Origin of the sequence: Sulfuricurvum sp., from assembly GCF_028713855.1 — a bacterium.
In the GTDB taxonomy this organism is placed as follows: Bacteria; Campylobacterota; Campylobacteria; order Campylobacterales; family Sulfurimonadaceae; genus Sulfuricurvum.
Genome location: NZ_JAQTNN010000017.1, coordinates 1 through 19,682 on the forward strand (window position 1 = coordinate 1; position 19,682 = coordinate 19,682).

Here is a 19,682-nt window from a genome sequence, read left to right on the forward strand (position 1 = left end):
AATTGTTCAAGGTGTTTGTTCATACGGTTCCTTTTGGAGTTACACGATTACCTAATTTTAGCTCAAAGATAGGTGAAGGGGTTCTTAGATGGCGAAATTATAACACTCAATCCTAATTTTTCCAAATGCCCCCCTAAAACCTCGCCAAAATAGCGTTCGCTTTCGTAGTGTCCAATGTCAATCATGGATAATCCGAGCGATGAGGCTTCCATTGCATCATGGTATTTGATATCTCCGGTCAAAAAACACTCTGCCTCAACATTGCGCATTAATGATGCACCCGAACCGGTAACCAATGCACAGGTTCGGATGTATTCATGGCATTTTACCCCTCGGGTATGAGGTAATCCCAAAGCAGTTTTAATTTTCTCTGCAAACGTATCATAGGGTTCATCAACACCCAGATAAGCGACAAATCCCTCTTTGGCAATAATCGGATATCCCAAAATCTCCGTTGCGACATAATCGTTGAGATGCGTTTGGTCAAAGTTAGTATGCATCGCGATATTGGTGATATTTTTACGGATCATCGGAGCGAGAATTTTAGCAGGGTATTGGTTGAACTGAAGCTGTTTAAGTCCGCCGAAAATGATCGGATGGTGGGTGATAAGCAGGGCGTTTTCAGGGATAGATTCAATCAATTCGGCATCAATATCAATGCTCAAAACCACATCGGTGATCTCTTGCGAAAAATCTCCAACCAAGAGTCCCGAGTTATCCCACCCCTCTTGCAGTGCAAACGGAGAAAGTTCGTCGAGGTACGTGTAAATATCTTGAACCGTCATTTTTCATAACTCCTTTTGTGCCGTTTTAACCGTACATGCACGGCCTGGGAGCCTGAAAGCGGATCGGAAAATTTAAACTCAAACTCTCCCAGCCCCTCGATCAGATCAAGCAGCTTTTTATAACCGTAACTGCGAGGATCAAATTCGGGAGATTTGTTAATCAAATTTTGTCCGATGGAGCCTAGATACGACCACCCTGCTTCATTCGTCGTGTCTTCAACCGCATTTCGAACGAGTGCCAAAAGAGCTTTATTGTCCGGTTTGATTTTCGCTCCAATCGGCTCTTTATGATTTGCGTCACGGCGGAGGTTTTCGGTATAAATAAATTTATCGCACACCCCGATAAAAGATTTGGGTGTTTTTTGCTCTCCGAACCCGTACACTTTTATTCCCGATTCACGGATACGACTCGCGAGACGGGTGAAATCGCTGTCACTCGATACGATACAAAAACCGTCAAAATTTTTCGTATAAAGCAGATCCATCGCATCGATGATCATCGCGCTGTCCGTCGCATTTTTTCCCGTCGTATAGGCAAACTGTTGCATCGGATGAAGACCGTGCTCTAAAAGGGCATTTTTCCACCCTTTGAGTTTGGTATCGGTCCAATCGCCGTAAATCCGTTTGACACTGGCGATACCGTGCGACGCAATCTCATCCATAAGTCCCGCGATAATAGAGGGCTGAGAGTTGTCCGCATCAATCAAAACGGCCAATCGTGCTTGATCGTCGATCATTTCATTCCTCCTAAGGATTTTAACGCTTCACGTGCCTGTGCAAAGTCATTTTGCAGTTCAAGTGCATGAGTGTACATTGTACGCGCTTCGTCAATCTCATTCATATCCACCAACAAATTTGCGTAATTGTAATAGGTTTGCGCATACGTATCATCGATCTCCAGCGCTTTTCGATAATGATCCTGCGCACGTTCATAGGCATGCTCGGCACGATACAGCGAAGCAATAGCATTGTGGGTCAGATCATCGTTTTCATCCAGTTCCAAAGAATCTTCATACAGTTCAATCGCTTTTATCCGTTCTCCCGATTTTGCGGTGACGAAAGCGAGTTTATTCAAAATTTCAACGTTTTTCGGCTCCGCTGCAAAAGCCTCTTCGAGATAGCCTTTTGCTCTCGCCGTATCTCCCGCTTCATAAGCACTGTCCGCTTGATCGATCAACGCCGATGATGGGGGAGAAGGCTCCTTAAAATCGGTATTTTTGGGGGGGGAATCGTCTAAATTTTGAACATGGCGAAAAATCTGATATGCGAAATACAGTGTCATAGCAAACATCAAAATTTGGAATGTACTCATTATGTTCCCCTTTTGTAACTCTAAGTATAATATAATCACGTTAACTTAAACCAAAAATCGGTAGAAACTATGCCCAGCAATTTTAAAGATCCAGCCCTTTATATCAATCGTGAGCTCTCATGGCTCCAATTTAACACGCGTGTTTTGAGACAAGCACAAGACGAGTCGCTTCCTCTTTTTGAACGACTGAAATTTTTAGCCATCTACGGAACGAATCTCGATGAATTTTACATGATCCGTGTCGCGGGACTAAAAAAACTTTTCAGTGCCGGAGTCAACGTTTCGGGAGCCGACCGCTTTACCCCGCTCCATCAACTTCGTGAAATCCGCGAGTATCTGCATAAAGAACAAGAATCTGTTGAATACTGTCTGCAGGGGATTATGAAAGAACTCGAAAAAGAGGGGATCTTTTTCCAATCGTACAAAGAGGTCACTCCCGATCAGCGTAAATATCTCGACAAATATTTTCATGAAAATATCTATCCGGTTGTCATCCCGATTGCTATCGATGCTACCCACCCATTCCCTCATCTCAATAACCTCGGGTTTGGACAAATTGTCAAACTTCGGGACAAAGAAGACGCTAACGTAGAGCGTTACGGACTGATTCGTATTCCACGGGTACTTCCCCGTTTCGTCGAAATTAATAATCGTATCTACATTCCGATCGGAAGCATTGTTGCCGAGCACATCCAAGACCTGTTCCCAGGCTATGAACTGATCAAATTTGCCGCATTCCGTGTTACCCGAAACGCTGATATCGCAATCGAAGAGGAAGAAGCGGACGATTTTATGGAGATTCTCGAAGAGGGTCTTAAACTTCGTAAGAAAGGGGAATTGGTACGTCTTGAGCTGAGTGTCCATGCCGATGATGATCTCCTTAACTTCTTTAACCGTCACGCCAATGTTTACAAAGATGATATCTACCGTTTTCAAACGTATCTCAATCTCGGAAGTCTATGGCAAGTGGTCGGAAACAAAGATTTCGCTCATCTCACCAGTCCGAGTTTCAAGCCGCGCAATCTTCCGCCGCTTGACTCCGATGAGAGTCTCTATGCGACATTGGATAAACAAGACCTCTTGCTGTTTCATCCATTTGAAAGCTTTGAACCGGTCGTTCGGCTGATTCAGGTTGCCGCTAAAGATCCCGATGTTGTTTCCATCCGTATGACACTCTATCGTTCCGGCTCAAAGTCCCCTATTGTTCAGTCACTTATCAGTGCGGCGGAATCGGGTAAACAGGTCACGGTTATGGTCGAACTCAGAGCCCGTTTTGACGAAGAAAACAATCTCCACTGGGCTAAAGCACTTGAAAATTCCGGAGCACACGTTATCTACGGTATTGCAGGATTCAAAGTACACGCCAAAGCTGCCCTCATCACCCGGCGGGTGGACGGTAAACTCAAACAATACGCCCATATCGGAACCGGTAACTATAATCCCTCTACCGCGACTATCTACACCGACATCAGCTATATGACCAGCAATGATGCGATTACGCATGACATGACCCGCTTCTTCCATTTCCTCACCGGATTCAGTAAAAAAGGGAAATTGCATGAGCTTTACATGGCACCGACCCAAATTAAACCTAAAGTCCTCTCCCTCATCCAAAATGAAACCCGCATGGGAAGTGAAGGGGTCATTATCGCCAAGATGAATGCTCTTGTCGATGAAGATATCATAAGAGCCCTCTATAAAGCATCTCAAGCCGGGGTAAAAATCGAGCTTATCATCCGTGGAATTTGCTGTCTGCGTCCGGGAGTACCGGGAATCAGCGAAAATATCCGCGTTATCTCGATTATCGGGAAATACCTTGAGCATGCCCGAATCTATTATTTTAAACATTCGACGCCGCAAACGTATATCTCAAGTGCCGATTGGATGCCGAGAAATCTCCTTCGCCGTATTGAACTTCTTACCCCTATTTCAGGGGAAGAGAGCACGAACAAGCTGATCCAGATTTTACAATTGCAAACATCCGATAATGTCCTCGCCCATGAGCTTCAAAACGATGGTACCTATGTCAGAATCAAACACGAGAGCGGCAATCTGATCGACAGTCATAAAATCGTTGAAACCCATACCAACAAAGTGTATAATTCGGTCAAAAAACAGGCTCCTAATTACGTGCAACAACTCACCACGCGATTATTTAAAGAGAGCTGATAAGGATATCGATGCTTGGTAATTATTTACACTACACCCCTGAAATGAAAGAACGCGTTTGGATCGCAGATTCCGCTGACGTAATCGGACGGGTAAGAATGGGGGAAGATGTGAGTATCTGGTTCGGATGTGTTGTACGTGCAGATGTACACACCATCACAATCGGCGATCGCAGCAATATCCAAGATTTAAGTATGGTTCACGTTACCCACTATAAACTTAGCGATATGAGCGACGGATATCCAACCATCATCGGCAATGATGTGACGGTAGGACACCGTGTTATGCTCCATGGGTGTACAATCGAAGATGCATGTTTGATCGGTATGAGCGCAACCATCCTCGATGGAGCCGTGATCGGAAAAGAGTCGATCGTTGGTGCAGGTGCACTGGTGACCAAAAACAAAGTATTTCCACCCCGTTCACTTATCATGGGGAGCCCCGCTAAAGTAGTCAGAGAGCTCACCGATGAAGAGGTCGCAGAGCTTTACGCATCCGCTAAGCGTTACGTGAGCTTCAAAGAAAACTATCGCGTGCCTAATGTTTGATATCGTCATTGCTGCCGATATTCTCGGAATTTGTGCCTTTGCTCTGAGCGGATTTTTGGTCGGGGTACGCAACAACCTCGATCTTCTCGGTTTAATTATCTCCGCTTCATTGACGGCTCTTGGCGGCGGTGTCGTTCGAGATGTTCTTTTGGGACGAACCCCGTTTGCCTTTAATGAATACTATCCGGCTATTACGGTCATCACCACAATCCTGCTTGCTTTCGCTTTTCGCCTTTACCGCCGTGAGCAGTTAGAACGCCAATGGCTGTTTGTCATCAGCGATACGATCGGGCTTGTCGCATTTAGTATCACAGGGGCCCTGCTAGCCATCGAGGTTGAATTCAACTTTTTCGGGGTTATGATCCTTAGCTTTCTCACCGCCGTCGGCGGAGGGGTATTACGCGATACAATGATCAACCAAGTCCCCTCGGTCCTTATCAGTGACTTTTACGGCTCAATCGCTATTATCGTTTCTGTTTTACTCCTTCTCTTGGCACAAATGGATATGGTAAATACCTGGGGAGTCGCCGGCGTTGCAGGATTTGCAATCTTTTTACGGCTCCTTGCTTATTATAAGCAATGGCATCTCCCTACACTCAATACGGATTAATCATGACTAAAATCAAACTTTTTTTTATTCTCTTCCTCATCGGAGGCTTTATCGATATCGGGCGTTATCTCGTCTACCCTAATATTTCCGATCTTCGTGACATCAAACCTATTCCTACCGCATTTATGGAGTATAGAGAAGCCGAATGGGCGGAACAAAATCGCGATATGGAAATTACACAAAAATGGGTTCCGATGTCTCAAATCTCCCCTAATGTTATTAAAGCGGTTCTCATCGGGGAAGATGACAAATTTTGGAATCATGACGGTTTTGATGTAAAAGGGATGGAACAAGCACTGGAACGAACGCTCAAAAAAGGGAAAATGGCTGGGGGAAGTACTATCAGCCAACAGTTAGCCAAAAATCTCTATCTATCCCCGAGTAAAAATCCGGTACGCAAACTCAAAGAGGCGATCCTAACATGGCGAATAGAAAGTACACTCTCAAAACGCCGTATCCTCGAAATTTATCTCAACGTCGCCGAATGGGGAGATGGTATCTTCGGGATCGAAGCGGCAGCCCGCCATTACTATCATAAAAGTGCCAAAAATCTGACCGGCATGGAAGCAGCCCGTCTGGCAGCTGTACTCCCCAATCCGATTCGCTTTCATGCGACCGGAAATCAAAAATACGTAAAGAACCGCTCCCGTATTATTTATAAAATCATGAAACGCCGCGGTATTGTCATTCCTCAGTTTCAAGAGGTTATGGCTCCGCCGAAACAAGAGGAAGCATCTCCCCTCAATGAAGAGAGCAATCAAAGTGTCACCGATTTATTTGATGAAGCGACACCTACTGAACCTTCAATTGAATCTGAAATACCCACTTCAAACGATGAGAACAGCTCTATGACGTTTTAATGCGGCTCCTTTTATGGTACACTAAGTCTACCAAATCAGGAGGTTTTCCTATGAATAAACGGACGTTCCTTAAATTTTTTGCCCTGACCTCAAGTTCGCTAGTTTTAGCCAATGAACACGAGCCCTCTTCTGCCGCGCATCATGCTGTACCCAATACGCAAGAACTGCAAGAGATCGCTAAAAAAATGTTTGGAGAAGTCATCTCTCAAAACGATTACTACGTCAATCACCATGGTTCAACATTTTTTGAAAAACTCAAAAACGGTCAAAATCCTCGTGCAACGGTAATCGGATGTTCAGATTCACGATTTCAAAGCGATTCGCTGGATGCAACCGCTGAAAATGATCTCTTTATTATCCGAAATATCGGCAATCAATTCAGTTCCAATATGGGAAGCGTCGAATATGGTGTACGCCATCTGAATACTCCGTTACTGATTATAGTAGGACATTCTCGATGCGGAGCGATCAAAGCCGCACTCAGTGATTATTCTGAAGAAGGTCCGCACATTATCCATGAGCTCGATTCCCTCTCGCTAGCGGTTCGTAAAACCTCACTCATGGGTACGGATGAGACAAAATGGCTTGCCGCGGTTGTCAGCAATGTGCATCAGCAGGTTTATTACGCGGAAAAAGAGTTTAAAGGCGATATCGAGAGCGGTAAACTCACCGTTGTCGGGGTCGTATACGATTTAGCCAATGATTTCAACCACGGCTACGGCCGGCTAAAAATTGTTAATATCAACGGTGAAAGCAATCCTGAAAAAATGATAGAATTTCCATTAATGAAATCACTCTTTAAGCCGGTACACGTCTAAGGACAATCCACCCAATCGCCGATGCAACCGCAATAACATACGACGGAGCATAGGGATTACCGCTAAGCTGTGTGATCGACGTCATCATCGCGGGGGTAATCCCTCCGATAATTCCTGCCGCACTCCCTAAAATCACTGCTGTGAACGAAGCACGATACCCATGATAGCGCAGAGCGTTCACCGTCGAAGCAAAAATCGGTGCCTGGAATGCACACAACAAAACAACCAATCCGATCGTTCCGCCGAGTGATCCCCAATAACCGCCGACACTCATCCAATAAAAGAGCGGATAAACGCTAATCGCGAGTGTGATAGCCGTTAGCCGCATCAGACGAAGTGAACCGATGCTATCCGCGACCATTGCCATCAAGGGGATGAAAATGACCCCTACGACAATGGAGAGAGTATTGATCTGTCCCGCTTGTGCTTTACTAAGACCAGCACTTCCCTCCAGCCAGATAGGGAGGTAAATAAATACCGTATAGTAGAAAACCCATATTGCCGAGGCGATGGTCAGGAACTGCCAAAATTCACGACGGTGATGGCGTAAAATCGCTACGATCGGAACCGTTTTATCTTCGCTTGGTTCATAGTTATCGGTCAAGTTGCGGCGTAGATAAAGTCCTGCTGCGGCAATGACGATACTTCCCCAAAACGGAACCCTCCATCCCCACTCACCCATTGCATCGGCACCGATATACCATAACAATGCTCCGCAAAAACCCGATCCCAATGCCATCCCGATTTTAGCCCCTACTGAAACAAACGAACCGTAAAGATTTTGGCGCTTAGGAGAAGATTGTTCTACCAAATAAACGATGGAACTGGCATATTCACCACCAACCGAAAGTCCTTGGATCATCCGAAGTAGGACGAGTAGAATCGGAGCCATCATCCCGATTTGAGCGTAGGTAGGCAAAAAACCGATTAAAAAGGTGGGCAATGCCATCATGATTAAAGAGCTCATAAGAGCCGTGCGCCGACTGACACGATCGCCGATGTGTCCGAAAATCAAAGCACCGACGGGGCGCATAATCATTCCGGCAGCAAATGCCCCGAACGAACCTAAAAGAGAGAGGAAAGGATCAGTGGAAGGAAAAAAGAGCTTTCCCATCATCACGGCTAAAAAACCGATGAGGGCAAAGTCGTAATACTCAATGACGTTGCCGATAATCCCTGCGGCAATAATACGTTTTTTTGATTTAATCAAACGATCCATCCGCCGCCAAGCAGTTTATCTCCGTCATAAAAGACACCCGCCTGCCCTGAGGCAACACCCAATACCGGTTCGTGCAACTCAACCACTGCATGATCTCCGTCAATTTTAACCGAACATCGTACTGCCGTGGTACGGTAGCGAAGTTTTATGTCACATTCGAACTCCGTGCGCGTATCGAACATATTCACGCGCTCTAGCTCGACACGGTGACACTCCAAATCTTCGCGTGTTCCGACAACGATTTGATTGGTGTCAGGTTTGATTTCTACAACGAAATGGGGATCATGTGCACCGTGAACAGTAAAGCCTTTGCGTTTACCGATCGTATAGTGCATATATCCTTTATGTTTACCGACCACTTTGCCTTCCATATCGAGGACGTCCCCTTCCTGATCGACAGGGACGTAAGGCTTTAAAACATCCATATAGGTCGTCTCGACAAAACAGATTTCACTCGATTCACCCTGAGACGCAAAAGACTCTAACCCCTCAACACTCGCGGCGAACGCTTTAATATCGCTCTTGTGACGCTCACCCAACGGAAATAACAGACGCGGAACCAAAACAGGGTCAATGTAAAAAAGAAAATAACTCTGATCTTTCGTATCATCTTGAGCCTGAAGCAGATACTGACCGTCATGCCGAATGTAATGACCTGTTGCGACAAAATCAGCACCGATACTGTCAGCAAATGTTACCATCGCGCCGAATTTAATATTACGGTTACATAATGCACACGGGTTCGGGGTCTTTCCCTCTTTATACGTTTCGATAAAAGGGGTAAAAACTTTTTCGTTAAACTGCTCCTGAAGATCGAGAATATGGAGTTTTACCCCTGCAAAAGCAGCCGCTTTCTGCGCACGGGCTTGATGGATTTCATGATAGCCCGGTTTGGAGTGGAGTTTCATATAAACCCCTTCAACCTCATAACCCTGTTCTTTAAGCAGTAGTGTTGAAACGGTCGAATCAACACCGCCGCTCATCCCAATTAATACTTTTTTACCCATTACACATCACTCCCGTCACAAATCGGTCTATTTTCGAAATAACTAGAAAGGATTTTGTAATACTTCGTATCATTGAGCCCCTCTTTTTCCAGTGTAGCCATTTGTGCAACTAACGATTTTTCGATCTCTTTTACTACCAAATCCAAATCATCGGTAAGGATAAACAGTTTGAGATCCTTTTCATCGATCATCCCCTCTGCCAATAATTTATCTCGGATAAATTGGATCAAAGGGGCATAAAATTCCGTACCGATAATGAAAAGCCGCACGCCCCAAACTTTTCGGGTTTGAATGAGTGTCAGCGCTTCAAACATTTCATCAAGCGTTCCGAATCCACCCGGAAAAATAACGTAGGCCATTGAATATTTAACCAACATCACTTTACGCGAAAAGAAATAATCAAAACTTCGCCCTTTGGTAATATAAGGGTTCGGCTGCTGTTCAGAGGAAAGCTCGATATTTAGCCCGATTGATTCTACATTCTCATGTTGATAAGCACCGCGGTTGGCCGCTTCCATGAGTCCCGGTCCGCCGCCGGTGATAATATTGTATCCGCGTTCGCCGAGCATACTTGCAAGTTGCGTGGCTTGTTGATAGTAAGGATGTTTCTCATCCACTCGCGCGCTTCCGAAAATGGTTACGGAAGGGCCGAGATCCCCTAATTCATCAAATCCCTGAACAAAGTCGGCAATAATTTTAAAGACACTCCACACATCCGCTGATTTAATATCTTTAACATAGCGGCTGCTTGGGTACTCCTTTTTTTTCCCATTTCTGCGCACCATGACTATCCTTTTAATTTATTCAGACGATCACGTTTGGTTCCGATAGAGGTAATTTGAACACCAAAATTCCCATCCACGATCACCACTTCGCCCTGAGCGATTACATGGTCATCTACCAATATATCCAACGGATCATTGGCAAGTTGATTGAGTTCAATAACCGAACCGATGTCCATACTCAAAACATCTTTTAGAAGCATCTTTTTCTTACCGATACGTACCCGCACAGGAAGTTTAACATCCATAATCAGAGAGATATTTTTCATCTCTCCCTCTTCAAGCTTCACAGAAGACTCCGGAGCAGGTGTATCAAAAATACTTCCTGATGGAGCTATGGAAGATGAGGGCTTCCCGCCGTTTAAAGCACTGTTAATTCCCGAATCGATTGCGAACATCATAAGCGAATTGATCGTCCCGAGGGTAAACGAAAAAACAAACATTTTGGCATAGGCATCAAGGTTCACTTCACCGTTTTCGGCAATAAATTCGGCACGTTCGGGTTTGATCGTGAATTTCGGAAGTTCTTTTTGAGAACCTAATGTGGTACTCATTGCCCCGACGATATTGGAAATGATCTCTTTGGCTGCATCAATGTCTTCATCCGACATCGTATCATGCGCCTCACCCTCTCCGCCAAGCATCATATCCCCCAGTGCCGTTGCCAACTGAGGAGGCATCATAATGAGACCTCGACCCGAAGCATCACCGCTAAAGCTGACGTGAATCAGCGCTATCGGCGGAATAACATTGGAAACAATAGAGATATCTTCTGCCTCTTTAAGGACAATCGAAGGGGTTTGACCTGTCAACCCCTCTATGGTAGCAACTGCCTCATTCGCAAATACTCCGGCAAAATCACTCATCGTCGTCCTCCTCTTCTTCTAATGGCCCGCGTATCATCTCTTTAACTCCGCTTATGCGTGCTTTACGTTTCGTTTCGAACTCTTTGAGTGCTCGCTTAACCGCATCTTTTTCGGTATCGATCAATGAGGTAATCTGGATGGATTTTCGGAATCTTCGTAATCCCATCTGTCCTACAAAACGTTCTTTTCCATCGACACTGACATGTACAACATCATCCGCTGGAATATTAAGCCGTATTATATCTCCCTCACCTAATTCCAACAACTCATGAAGCGTTAATTCCGCTTCACCAAGATTCACTTCAACATTCACATGCGCACCGCCGAGAAGAACTTGAAGCTCTTGATTACGGCTCTTTTTAGAATTGGTTTCGTTCAACATCAAATCACGGCTGGCAAGCTTTGGTAAAACCGGCTCAAGCGCGATGACAGGATAACAAATGTTCATCATACCCGAACTGTGCCCGATGATGATCTCCATAACAACCATCACGACAATCTCATTTTGTGCGACGATTTGGACGACGTTGGGACTCGATTCTTTCGATTCTACCTGCGGATAAAGGTCGGTAACCGGGCTCCATGCCTCACGCAATGTCCCCATCATGACCCGTAAAATTGTTTCAAAAAGGGAAAGTTCGATGTCCGAAAACTCACGGTTTGCTTCGAACGGTTCACCCTTCCCACCCAAAATACGATCCAGCATCGGAAAGGCGATAGAGGGGTTAATCTCTAAAACACCATTTCCTTCCAACGGCTTCATCGAAAAGACGTTAAAGCTGGTCGGATTCGGTAACGACATCAAAAACTCCCCATAGGTCATCTGATCGACCGAATGGAGCTGAATTTCTACGATGGAGCGCATAATCGCCGAAATCTGAGATGCGATCGAACGTGCCATCTTGTCGTGAATCCCGCGAAATGCCCGAAGCTGCTCTTTGGAAACGCGGTTAGGACGTTTAAAGTCATACAGAGTGATTTGACGTTGAGGGAAAAGGGAATCATCACCCGATTCTAATATCCCTTCGCCTTCATCGTCTACGACATCGAGAAGGGCATCAATCTCTTCTTGCGATAAAATATCTGCCATTATCTCCCCCCTACCGCGTCTTTAATACGCCGAATTACCGATTTGTGAATTTGCGAAATGCGCGATTCCGTGATGTTGACGATTTCACTGATCTCTTTAAGGGTTAACTCTTCAAAATAGTAAAGCTGAATAATCATTTGCTCACGCTCTTCAAACCCATCCAAAACTTTTTTAATCGCTTCAATCAAATCTTCATGTTCTAGTCGCTCTAACATTCCACCCTCTTCGGGAGTACCCAGTTGATCATCCAACGGTAAAACAGTATAAATGTCCGAGGCAATACGTGCTTCATGAATTTTTTCGACTTCGATCCCTAAAATTTGAGCTAGTTCTGCATCGCTAGGCTCATCATCATGATCGGCCATATAGGTTTCGATCGCACTATCAATCTCTTTGATCAGCCGTCGGCTTGATCGGCTTACTAAATCAAGTGAACGCAGATAATCGAGCATTGCACCGTATACTCTCGTCTTCGCATAGCCCCAAAACGAATCATTTTGCGCTTCATCGTAACGGCGTGCCAATTTGACTAATTCTTCCGTCCCGATTGCACTTAAATCCATGTAATCAATCGAGCTGGGAAGACGCTCTTTCAGACGAAACGACATCGCTTTTACGGCAGGAAGATACTGAAGTGCTAGCTGATCTTCACGGTGTTTTAATTCTTGCGTATAAACATGTGCGCCGCTCATCCCTGCCCCCGTCCGTTATCATCTAACAACTCCGCTTTATGGGTATAAAACGCATCAATAAACTGTTCTCGTTTGTTGATCTCACGTACAAAGAAATCGAGATTATGCTCATGGGCATTTTTAGGAAAAGGATGGGTCTTGACACCGAGTGTTTGAAAGAAAAATCCAACACACAGATGGGCGAAAAGATAAAAAAATGCGCTTATCAGGATCACAAATCCCAAAAAACTTTCCGGAGATGTCGACTTAAGTATCCCAAAAACAATACCGATAAAAAAACCTTGTACCGTTAGAAAAGAGACAAAATTCGAACCTCGCATTGGCGCACCTTCTAGAATTAAAAGTGCTCCATAAGACGCTTGAACAAGCCTCCAAGACCACTCTCTTTGGGATCTACTAGCACATTTCGTTCCAGTTTTTTTGCAATACGCTTAACAATCTGCTCTAATTCAACACTCGGCGTAGAACTCGGAAAATCACGACTGAAAAGGGCCCGTTTTTTGACACTGTTCGAAATTTTAGGATCGCTCGATACCTGTCCCAAATAGTTTAATCGCAATCCCCCGCCGATATTAGCTTGCGCCACTTTATGAATTTTTTCAAACAGCCCTTCTGCTTCTTTTGACGAGCGAACCTGATTCATAATAACGTTAATCTCATCGCGTAGACGTGCCGTGACCTTGATCGTCGCATACGCATCGGTAATGGCGGCTGGATCGGGAACCGTAACGACAATCACATCATCGCATGCGCGTAAAAAAAGTTGAATATGTTCACCGATTCCGGCTCCCGTATCGATAATCATAACGTCTAAATCGTCCAATACGGACGCCTGTTCCATAAACCGCTCAAATAACCCGCCGGATGCGTATTTAAAAATCTCTTCTCCGCTTTCTCCTGGGATAAGGACAAGATTTTTTTCAATCGGAACCAAAATATCTTCGACTCTTGCTTCCCCTTTGAGAACATGCAAGATATTTTTCTGGATTTTAACATTGAACATGACATCCAGATTTGCCAACCCGATATCGGCATCAAAAATTCCTACTTTAAGTCCATATTTTGCCATGATATAGGCCATATTAGAACTAATGGTACTTTTTCCGACACCGCCTTTTCCGCTTGTTATTGCGATAAATCGGGTCTTTTTAGCTGCCGTATTTCGGTTTTGATTCACTAACGCTTCAAGTTTGGCGGCTTGGTGCTTCATACACTCTCACCTTTGATAAATCCGTTCATCAGGCAGTCGACTAAAAAATCGCTCGTAGCCACTGCTAAATCTTCGGGAACTTCCTGCCCTACGGAAAAGTAACTGATCGGAACTTTGGTCTCATAGACCAGCGAAAAAATATTTCCGAACCCTCTGGTTTCGTCCAGTTTGGTAAACATCATCGTATCGATCCCAAGCGGAGCAAAATTCTCATACGTTGCTTTGAGATCCTCGTATTTGATCGAGCTGGGCATTACCAGTACCACATCGACACTGTAATCGGTATCGTTACCGCGCAGACACTCATAAATCTTTTCGATTTTTCCTTTGTCATACGGGGAAGAACCCATCGTATCAATCAGAATATAGTCGCTGTAACGCAGTGCATTCAAAGCACTCGAAAATTCCGGAGGATCGACCACCGTCTCGATCCCCAGTTTCATCATCCGTGCGTACTGCATCAGCTGCTCAACGGCTCCAATGCGGTACGTATCGAGAACCACCAGACCCACTTTGTATTTTTTATCGAGCAGATACGAAAAACGAGCGGCAAGCTTGGCAATCGAGGTTGTTTTACCGACGCCCGTCGGACCAACCAGCATTATCACCTTTTTACCGCCGTTTTTAGGGGGAGTTTCCATCCGTACCGGGATCATTTTTCGCATCAATACCTGAAAATAACGCTTAACTGTTTCGGAGCTCTCTCTCATTTTTGAGGGCATATGTTCCAGTGTCAGATGCATAATCTCATCAAGATGGGCTTGATCCATTCCGCTTTGTTGGGCGAGACGATAAATCTCGGCAAATTCCGGGGGAATAGCGGCAGTCGTTTTGGGGGATTTTTCAGACCAAAACATATTTTGGATCAGCTTGACTTTATCTCCGAGTTTTTCGATCTCCTCTTTGATCCGTTTTAGATCTTCGCTCTCTCGAACGGGTGCTTGAGTGGGAGTACGCTCTTCTTCGGTCACTTCGGCAATTTTAGAAATTTGTTTGGCGGCTTCAGAGATATTATAAAGGACATCACTGCTTTTTTGAGCCAAAGGACGCTGCTTCATCAAAGGCTCTTCGACTTTTGCTCTTGGTTTGGGAAGAGTATGTTCTTCAACCCCAACCACAATCTCATACAAAGCACTTTTGCCGAGGGACTTTTTTTGTACCTCACGCGTTTCAATCAACATCGCCTCTTCACCGACTTCCAATTGTGCTTTTTTAAGCGCTTCGGCAGGGGTGGCACCGCTAAATGTCAAGATTTTCATATTGTCTCCGTACGCTCTGTCGAGCCAAACTTCCAAGCGGAATCGTCACACTGACCCGCTCACTCCAGTGAGGATGAGGAATACTCAACTCTGCCGTCTGAACTGAGCGATTCTCAAAGAATAGTATATCCAAGTCTAACGTCCTCGGCGCATTCGCAAAACTGCGACGACGCCCAAAACGTTTCTCTATCCGCCACACCAGTCGCAGGAGTGCTTTCGGTTGCAATGAAGTGGCAATTTCTATAACCGTATTATCAAAATCGCTTTGCTCATGAAACCCAAACGGAGGATTTTTTAAAATCACTCCGCTTCGAATTCTGCATATTTGCGGTAATGTTCCCAAATAGTGCCAAAGATGATTCAGCCGGCGCTGTGTATCGCCGATGTTCCCCCCTACTCCTAAAACAACCCGATAGCGATAACCGGTAGCCTTTCGAAGTACTTTAGGGAAATTGCGATCCACATAAATACGATGGCTCTTATCCAAAATACGGCAGAGCGGCATGATTTATTCTTCTACCGCGCCTTGCTGAGCAGCAGTCGCTTGGCGCATTGCATTGATTTCGCTGAGGATTTGCATCATCCCAACCATAGCCAAATGGTATCCGAAAGGACCGAAGCCGATCACAGAAGAGGTACATACCGGAGCCGTCATACTTTTTTGACGAAACTCTTCACGACGGTAAATATTGCTGATATGTACTTCGATAGTCGGGAGGTTCACCGCACTGATCGCATCACGAATCGCGATCGAAGTGTGGGTATACGCCGCAGGATTGATAATGATCCCGTCCGCATCGCCGTAACATTCTTGAATACGGTCTACGATTTCACCCTCAAGATTGCTTTGGTAAAACTCGATTTCAACACCGTTTTGCGTTGCAACATCTTTCATTTGTGCATGAATCTGCTCTAAACGCATCGGTCCGTATACTTGTTGCTCTCGAACACCTAACATATTGAGATTTGGCCCTTGGATAACGACTATTTTCATTGATTAAACCTTGAGTTCTGTTTTTAAGGATAGATTATAAGAGGTTCTATATTATAAGGAACTAAATCCCTTCCAAATGATCATTTATACGCTTCTGCTATACTTTCTTTTTTTGAATTTTGATTAAAGGCATTAGGTGCAAATACTTTTAAGTGACGCTATTTTCACAAACGGGACTCTCTACCGCAATCACGGCATTGTGATTGATAAAACGGTTCTCGAAGTGAGTCCGAACGATGATTTACGTTCCCGTTACGGTGAGCAGTGCATTGAACTGGGAGAAGGGTCTGTTCTCCTTCCGGGACTCATAAATGCCCATGTCCATTTGGAATTCAGTGCCAACCGTTCCAGTCTTACCTACGGAGAGTTTATGCCGTGGCTCTCCAGTGTTATCGCATCTCGTGATGAACTGATCAACGAATGCGACGATGGATGCACAACGCGTGCTATCGATATGATGCTCTCCAACGGTATCACCGCATTCGCAGCAGTCAGTTCGTACGGTTTTGATTTGGAACCGTGTTTCAAAGCCCCTCAAAAAGTGGTCTTTTTTAATGAACTCATCGGCTCCGATCCTATCATGGCCGATGCGTTGTATGGCAATTTTCAAGAGCGTCTTTTTGCCTCCCAAGAGATGAAACGTGACGGTTTTTATCCCTCTGTTGCCATCCATTCTCCCTACTCCGTCCATCGGATTTTGATCCAAAAAGCCCTCAAATATGCGAAGAGCAAAGAGCTGCGAGTTACCGCCCATTTACTGGAAAGTCCGGCAGAGCGCGAATGGCTGGACAGCAACAGCGGAGCCTTCCAACCGTTTTTCCAAAACTTTTTAAAACAAACTCAAGCCGCCAATACGGTTAAAGAATTTTTGACCTATTTTAACGGCGTCCCTACCTTATTTACCCATGCCATTCAAGCAAACGATGATGAACTCTCCGCCATCAAAGCGGGGGGACATAGCATTATCCATTGTCCTATCTCCAATCGCCTTCTCGGAAACGGCGTACTCGATTTACAGTGCCTCGATGCGCATTCAATCCCATGGTTATGTGGTACCGACGGATTAAGTTCCAACTACACATTAGATTTGTTCGAAGAGATGAAAGCAGCCCTCTTTATGCACCCTAATGACAACCTCCTCTCTTTGGCGCATCGTCTTTGGGAAAGTGTTACGAGCAACGCGGCGGAAGCATTGCGCCTCAATTGTGGTACAATCGCACCTACATACGATGCCGATATTCTCATTATGCGGGTCAATTATCCGATCAATGACCAATTACCGATCCATCTGATCGTTCAACCGCACACTATCGAATCGGTTTATATCCAAGGGGAAAAAATCAAATGATGGAATTTATCCGAAAAATCGGCTCATGCCTTGCGACAGGGCTTAAATTTATCCAAGAACATTTTAAAGCGACCGTTTTAGTATTGGTTGTACTTTGGCTGATTCTCCCTTCCGGCGAAGATGGAATATCACCCCATAATCTCCAAAAAATCTCCCTGATGGGCCCGATTATAGATGCGACACCCATCGTCGAACAAATCGATGAAGCACGTGAAAACAAAGATATCAAAGGGGTATTGTTCAGTATTGACTCCCCCGGCGGTGCAGTAGCTCCTTCGGTTGAAATCGCCTATGCCATTAAACGTCTCTCTGAAACCAAACCAACCGTTGTTTATGCGGCCGGAATCATGGCCAGCGGCGGATATTACTCCGGTATCTGGGGCAATGAGATCGTTGCAAATCCGGGCAGTATGATCGGTTCTATCGGTGTCATCATGGAGGGAGCCGATATCTCAGCACTCATGGAAAAAGTAGGAGTAAAAACCCAAGTCGTCCATGCCGGAACCTACAAACAAGTGGGGACATTTGACCGCCCTTGGAGCGCCGTAGAGCGAGCCGAACTCGATAAAGTGATCGGCGGAACCTATGATCTGTTTGTCGGAGATGTCGCACGCGCTCGCAAACTCGATCTTAATCGCAGCACTGAATATGCCGATGCCCATATCTTTACCGCTGTACAAGCCAAAAAAGTGGGTCTCGTGGATAGTATCGGAGTGGAATTCGATGCGAAAAAACGGGTAGAAGCATTGACCAAAATCAGTGATCCGGTTTGGAATAAAGATGATCCGATGGATAAATTTTTCAAACGGTTCGCCGCAGAGGGAGCCAGTTTAGCTCACATGTATTTTCCGCCGGTTACATTGAAATAATCTCTACCACCTCCGAGCGGACAACGCGCCGCTCGTTCATCGCATCAAACCGATCCCCGACACTCAGTTCATCCAAATCGATCACTTTCCCATCACGGGCGATCTGCGCAAATCCGCTTTTATTTTTATTCTTCGGGTGGTTGGCATTAAACCCTTCGGTGAGTTGCGTAATCATAAACCGCTTTTGTCGCAATGTCGATTCGATGCTTTGGGTTAACCGCTCCATTAGTGGTGTAAGCTCTCGTCTGCTTTGTTCCAACCGTTGTGTCATTTGTCGATTTAACCGCTCTCGCAACTCTTTGACCAGCTCACGTTGAACTTCCAAACGATGCTCTACTCCGTGACGTTTAAATGCCTCTTGCATCGAGAGGAGCTGTTCGCGTTTACGCTCCAACCGCTGAGTAATCATCCCATAAGCACTGTATCGAATCTCATCGATACTTTGAGATAGCTCGTTTTGATCGGGGAGAAGCATCTGCATCGCGGCGCTCGGTGTCGGTGCGCGCATATCGCACACGTAGTCGCTGATTACCCAATCGATCTCATGCCCTACAGCTGACATCACGGGAGTGTTCATGGCGAAAATCGCATCGGCAACGATCTCCTCGTTAAATGCCCATAAATCCTCGATACTTCCACCGCCCCGTCCGACAACCACCGCATCCGCGTTTAACGTATCAGCATAGCGAAGTGCATCGGCAATTTGTCCTGATGCACTTGATCCTTGAACCAATACATCCAGTACGATGAGTTTAACTAACGGCCATCGCCCAGAGGCGACTCTTTGCATGTCCTGCAATGCCGCTCCCGTCGCCGAGGTGACTAACACTATGATTTCGGGGAATTTAGGAAAGGTTTTTTTGCGTGCAGGGTCGAAGTAGCCTTTGGCTTCCAGTTTTTGTTTTAACTGCTCAAATGCTACCGCCAATGCCCCAGCACCGTAAGGCTCGGCGCTAAATGCGTTGATCTGATACTCGCCTCGCGGTTTGTAGAGTGATAATGCCCCGTGTAGGATGATATGAGCCCCCTCTTCGAGAGAGAACTTCAGCCGTGCGGCATTTCCCTTGAACATCACACATTTGATCGCGGAATCGTTGTCTTTGAGGGTGAAGTAGATATGTCCGCTGCCGTGTTTGGTGACACGGGAGAGTTCACCCTCGACGCTGACAAATTCAAAAGAGGTTTCTAAAAGCGTCTTGATCTGCTCATTAAGACCGCTGACGCTGAGAGTGGAAGCCATAAAA

Annotated in this window: 21 protein-coding genes and 1 pseudogene; 7 read left to right on the forward strand and 15 right to left on the reverse strand. The window is 45.5% G+C overall.

The features are described from left to right. Positions 1 to 62 precede the first annotated feature (62 nt). The 3 genes from PHI47_RS12820 to PHI47_RS12830 are packed head-to-tail and all read right to left on the reverse strand — an operon-like array spanning position 63 to position 2,097. Positions 63 to 785 (reverse strand): Nif3-like dinuclear metal center hexameric protein, encoded by a 723-nt coding sequence (locus PHI47_RS12820; protein WP_299938134.1) that lies wholly within the window; start codon positions 783 to 785, stop codon positions 63 to 65. Then, the gene (locus PHI47_RS12825; protein ID WP_299938137.1) at positions 782 to 1,522 is read right to left on the reverse strand and encodes an NYN domain-containing protein; all 741 of its coding nucleotides are present in this window, start codon (positions 1,520 to 1,522) and stop codon (positions 782 to 784) included. The genes PHI47_RS12820 and PHI47_RS12825 overlap by 4 nt, the downstream gene beginning before the upstream one ends. Next, positions 1,519 to 2,097, reverse strand: a complete 579-nt coding sequence (locus PHI47_RS12830) for a tetratricopeptide repeat protein (RefSeq protein ID WP_299938140.1) — start codon at positions 2,095 to 2,097, stop codon at positions 1,519 to 1,521. The genes PHI47_RS12825 and PHI47_RS12830 overlap by 4 nt, the downstream gene beginning before the upstream one ends. A gap of 63 nt (positions 2,098 to 2,160) precedes the next feature. Here PHI47_RS12830 and PHI47_RS12835 point away from each other — a divergent pair. From PHI47_RS12835 to PHI47_RS12855, 5 genes and pseudogenes are all read left to right on the forward strand, one after another. Beyond that, positions 2,161 to 4,266: pseudogene (locus tag PHI47_RS12835) on the forward strand (RNA degradosome polyphosphate kinase); the annotation flags it as partial. An 11-nt stretch (positions 4,267 to 4,277) separates the two neighbouring features. After that, positions 4,278 to 4,814: a gamma carbonic anhydrase family protein gene (locus PHI47_RS12840; RefSeq protein ID WP_299938142.1), complete on the forward strand. Its 537-nt coding sequence runs from the start codon at positions 4,278 to 4,280 to the stop codon at positions 4,812 to 4,814. Next, positions 4,807 to 5,424 carry a trimeric intracellular cation channel family protein gene (locus PHI47_RS12845; protein ID WP_299938145.1) on the forward strand — a complete coding sequence of 206 codons (618 nt, stop codon included), beginning with the start codon at positions 4,807 to 4,809 and terminating at the stop codon, positions 5,422 to 5,424. The genes PHI47_RS12840 and PHI47_RS12845 overlap by 8 nt, the downstream gene beginning before the upstream one ends. A 2-nt stretch (positions 5,425 to 5,426) precedes the next feature. Beyond that, on the forward strand, positions 5,427 to 6,284 hold the full coding sequence (gene mtgA, locus PHI47_RS12850) for a monofunctional biosynthetic peptidoglycan transglycosylase (protein WP_299938147.1): 858 nt from the start codon (positions 5,427 to 5,429) through the stop codon (positions 6,282 to 6,284). A 50-nt stretch (positions 6,285 to 6,334) separates the two neighbouring features. Beyond that, on the forward strand, positions 6,335 to 7,102 hold the full coding sequence (locus PHI47_RS12855) for a carbonic anhydrase (RefSeq protein WP_299938149.1): 768 nt from the start codon (positions 6,335 to 6,337) through the stop codon (positions 7,100 to 7,102). Here the strand turns inward: PHI47_RS12855 and PHI47_RS12860 are convergent. From PHI47_RS12860 to aroQ, 11 genes are read right to left on the reverse strand one after another with little or no spacing between them, the layout of a single operon-like run. Further along, the gene (locus PHI47_RS12860; RefSeq protein WP_299938152.1) at positions 7,083 to 8,321 is read right to left on the reverse strand and encodes an MFS transporter; all 1,239 of its coding nucleotides are present in this window, start codon (positions 8,319 to 8,321) and stop codon (positions 7,083 to 7,085) included. The genes PHI47_RS12855 and PHI47_RS12860 overlap by 20 nt on opposite strands. Continuing rightward, complete coding sequence (mnmA, locus tag PHI47_RS12865; protein ID WP_299938155.1) at positions 8,309 to 9,328, reverse strand: tRNA 2-thiouridine(34) synthase MnmA; 1,020 nt, start codon at positions 9,326 to 9,328, stop codon at positions 8,309 to 8,311. The genes PHI47_RS12860 and mnmA overlap by 13 nt, the downstream gene beginning before the upstream one ends. Then, positions 9,328 to 10,113 (reverse strand): TIGR00730 family Rossman fold protein, encoded by a 786-nt coding sequence (locus tag PHI47_RS12870; protein ID WP_299938157.1) that lies wholly within the window; start codon positions 10,111 to 10,113, stop codon positions 9,328 to 9,330. Before PHI47_RS12870 ends, mnmA begins: the two co-directional genes overlap by 1 nt. 2 nt (positions 10,114 to 10,115) lie before the next feature. After that, positions 10,116 to 10,976 carry a flagellar motor switch protein FliY gene (fliY, locus tag PHI47_RS12875; protein ID WP_299938160.1) on the reverse strand — a complete coding sequence of 287 codons (861 nt, stop codon included), beginning with the start codon at positions 10,974 to 10,976 and terminating at the stop codon, positions 10,116 to 10,118. Then, positions 10,969 to 12,066, reverse strand: coding sequence for a flagellar motor switch protein FliM (fliM, locus tag PHI47_RS12880; protein ID WP_299938162.1), 1,098 nt, complete (start codon positions 12,064 to 12,066; stop codon positions 10,969 to 10,971). The genes fliY and fliM overlap by 8 nt, the downstream gene beginning before the upstream one ends. Then, a complete protein-coding gene (locus PHI47_RS12885) occupies positions 12,066 to 12,758 on the reverse strand; it encodes an RNA polymerase sigma factor FliA (protein WP_299938164.1) in 693 nt (230 codons plus the stop codon). The genes fliM and PHI47_RS12885 overlap by 1 nt, the downstream gene beginning before the upstream one ends. After that, positions 12,755 to 13,078 (reverse strand): hypothetical protein, encoded by a 324-nt coding sequence (locus tag PHI47_RS12890; protein WP_299938167.1) that lies wholly within the window; start codon positions 13,076 to 13,078, stop codon positions 12,755 to 12,757. Before PHI47_RS12890 ends, PHI47_RS12885 begins: the two co-directional genes overlap by 4 nt. Positions 13,079 to 13,095: 17 nt before the next feature. Beyond that, a complete protein-coding gene (locus PHI47_RS12895; RefSeq protein WP_299938170.1) occupies positions 13,096 to 13,968 on the reverse strand; it encodes a MinD/ParA family protein in 873 nt (290 codons plus the stop codon). Further along, positions 13,965 to 15,227 carry a flagellar biosynthesis protein FlhF gene (flhF, locus tag PHI47_RS12900; RefSeq protein WP_299938173.1) on the reverse strand — a complete coding sequence of 421 codons (1,263 nt, stop codon included), beginning with the start codon at positions 15,225 to 15,227 and terminating at the stop codon, positions 13,965 to 13,967. The genes PHI47_RS12895 and flhF overlap by 4 nt, the downstream gene beginning before the upstream one ends. Further along, positions 15,208 to 15,732 carry a 2-amino-4-hydroxy-6-hydroxymethyldihydropteridine diphosphokinase gene (gene folK, locus PHI47_RS12905; protein WP_299938175.1) on the reverse strand — a complete coding sequence of 175 codons (525 nt, stop codon included), beginning with the start codon at positions 15,730 to 15,732 and terminating at the stop codon, positions 15,208 to 15,210. Before folK ends, flhF begins: the two co-directional genes overlap by 20 nt. Positions 15,733 to 15,735: 3 nt before the next feature. Next, entirely contained in the window at positions 15,736 to 16,221 is a 486-nt protein-coding gene (gene aroQ, locus PHI47_RS12910; protein WP_299938178.1) for a type II 3-dehydroquinate dehydratase, read from the reverse strand. Between the two features lie 136 nt (positions 16,222 to 16,357). Between aroQ and PHI47_RS12915 the strand changes: the two genes are divergently transcribed. Together PHI47_RS12915 and sppA are read left to right on the forward strand one after the other, a co-directional pair. Continuing rightward, positions 16,358 to 17,569, forward strand: a complete 1,212-nt coding sequence (locus tag PHI47_RS12915) for an aminofutalosine deaminase family hydrolase (RefSeq protein ID WP_299938181.1) — start codon at positions 16,358 to 16,360, stop codon at positions 17,567 to 17,569. Further along, positions 17,566 to 18,438 (forward strand): signal peptide peptidase SppA, encoded by an 873-nt coding sequence (sppA, locus tag PHI47_RS12920; protein ID WP_299938184.1) that lies wholly within the window; start codon positions 17,566 to 17,568, stop codon positions 18,436 to 18,438. Before PHI47_RS12915 ends, sppA begins: the two co-directional genes overlap by 4 nt. On the opposite strand, the gene xseA is transcribed toward sppA, so the two are convergent. Further along, positions 18,425 to 19,678 (reverse strand): exodeoxyribonuclease VII large subunit, encoded by a 1,254-nt coding sequence (xseA, locus tag PHI47_RS12925; protein ID WP_299938187.1) that lies wholly within the window; start codon positions 19,676 to 19,678, stop codon positions 18,425 to 18,427. The genes sppA and xseA overlap by 14 nt on opposite strands. Positions 19,679 to 19,682 lie beyond the last annotated feature (4 nt).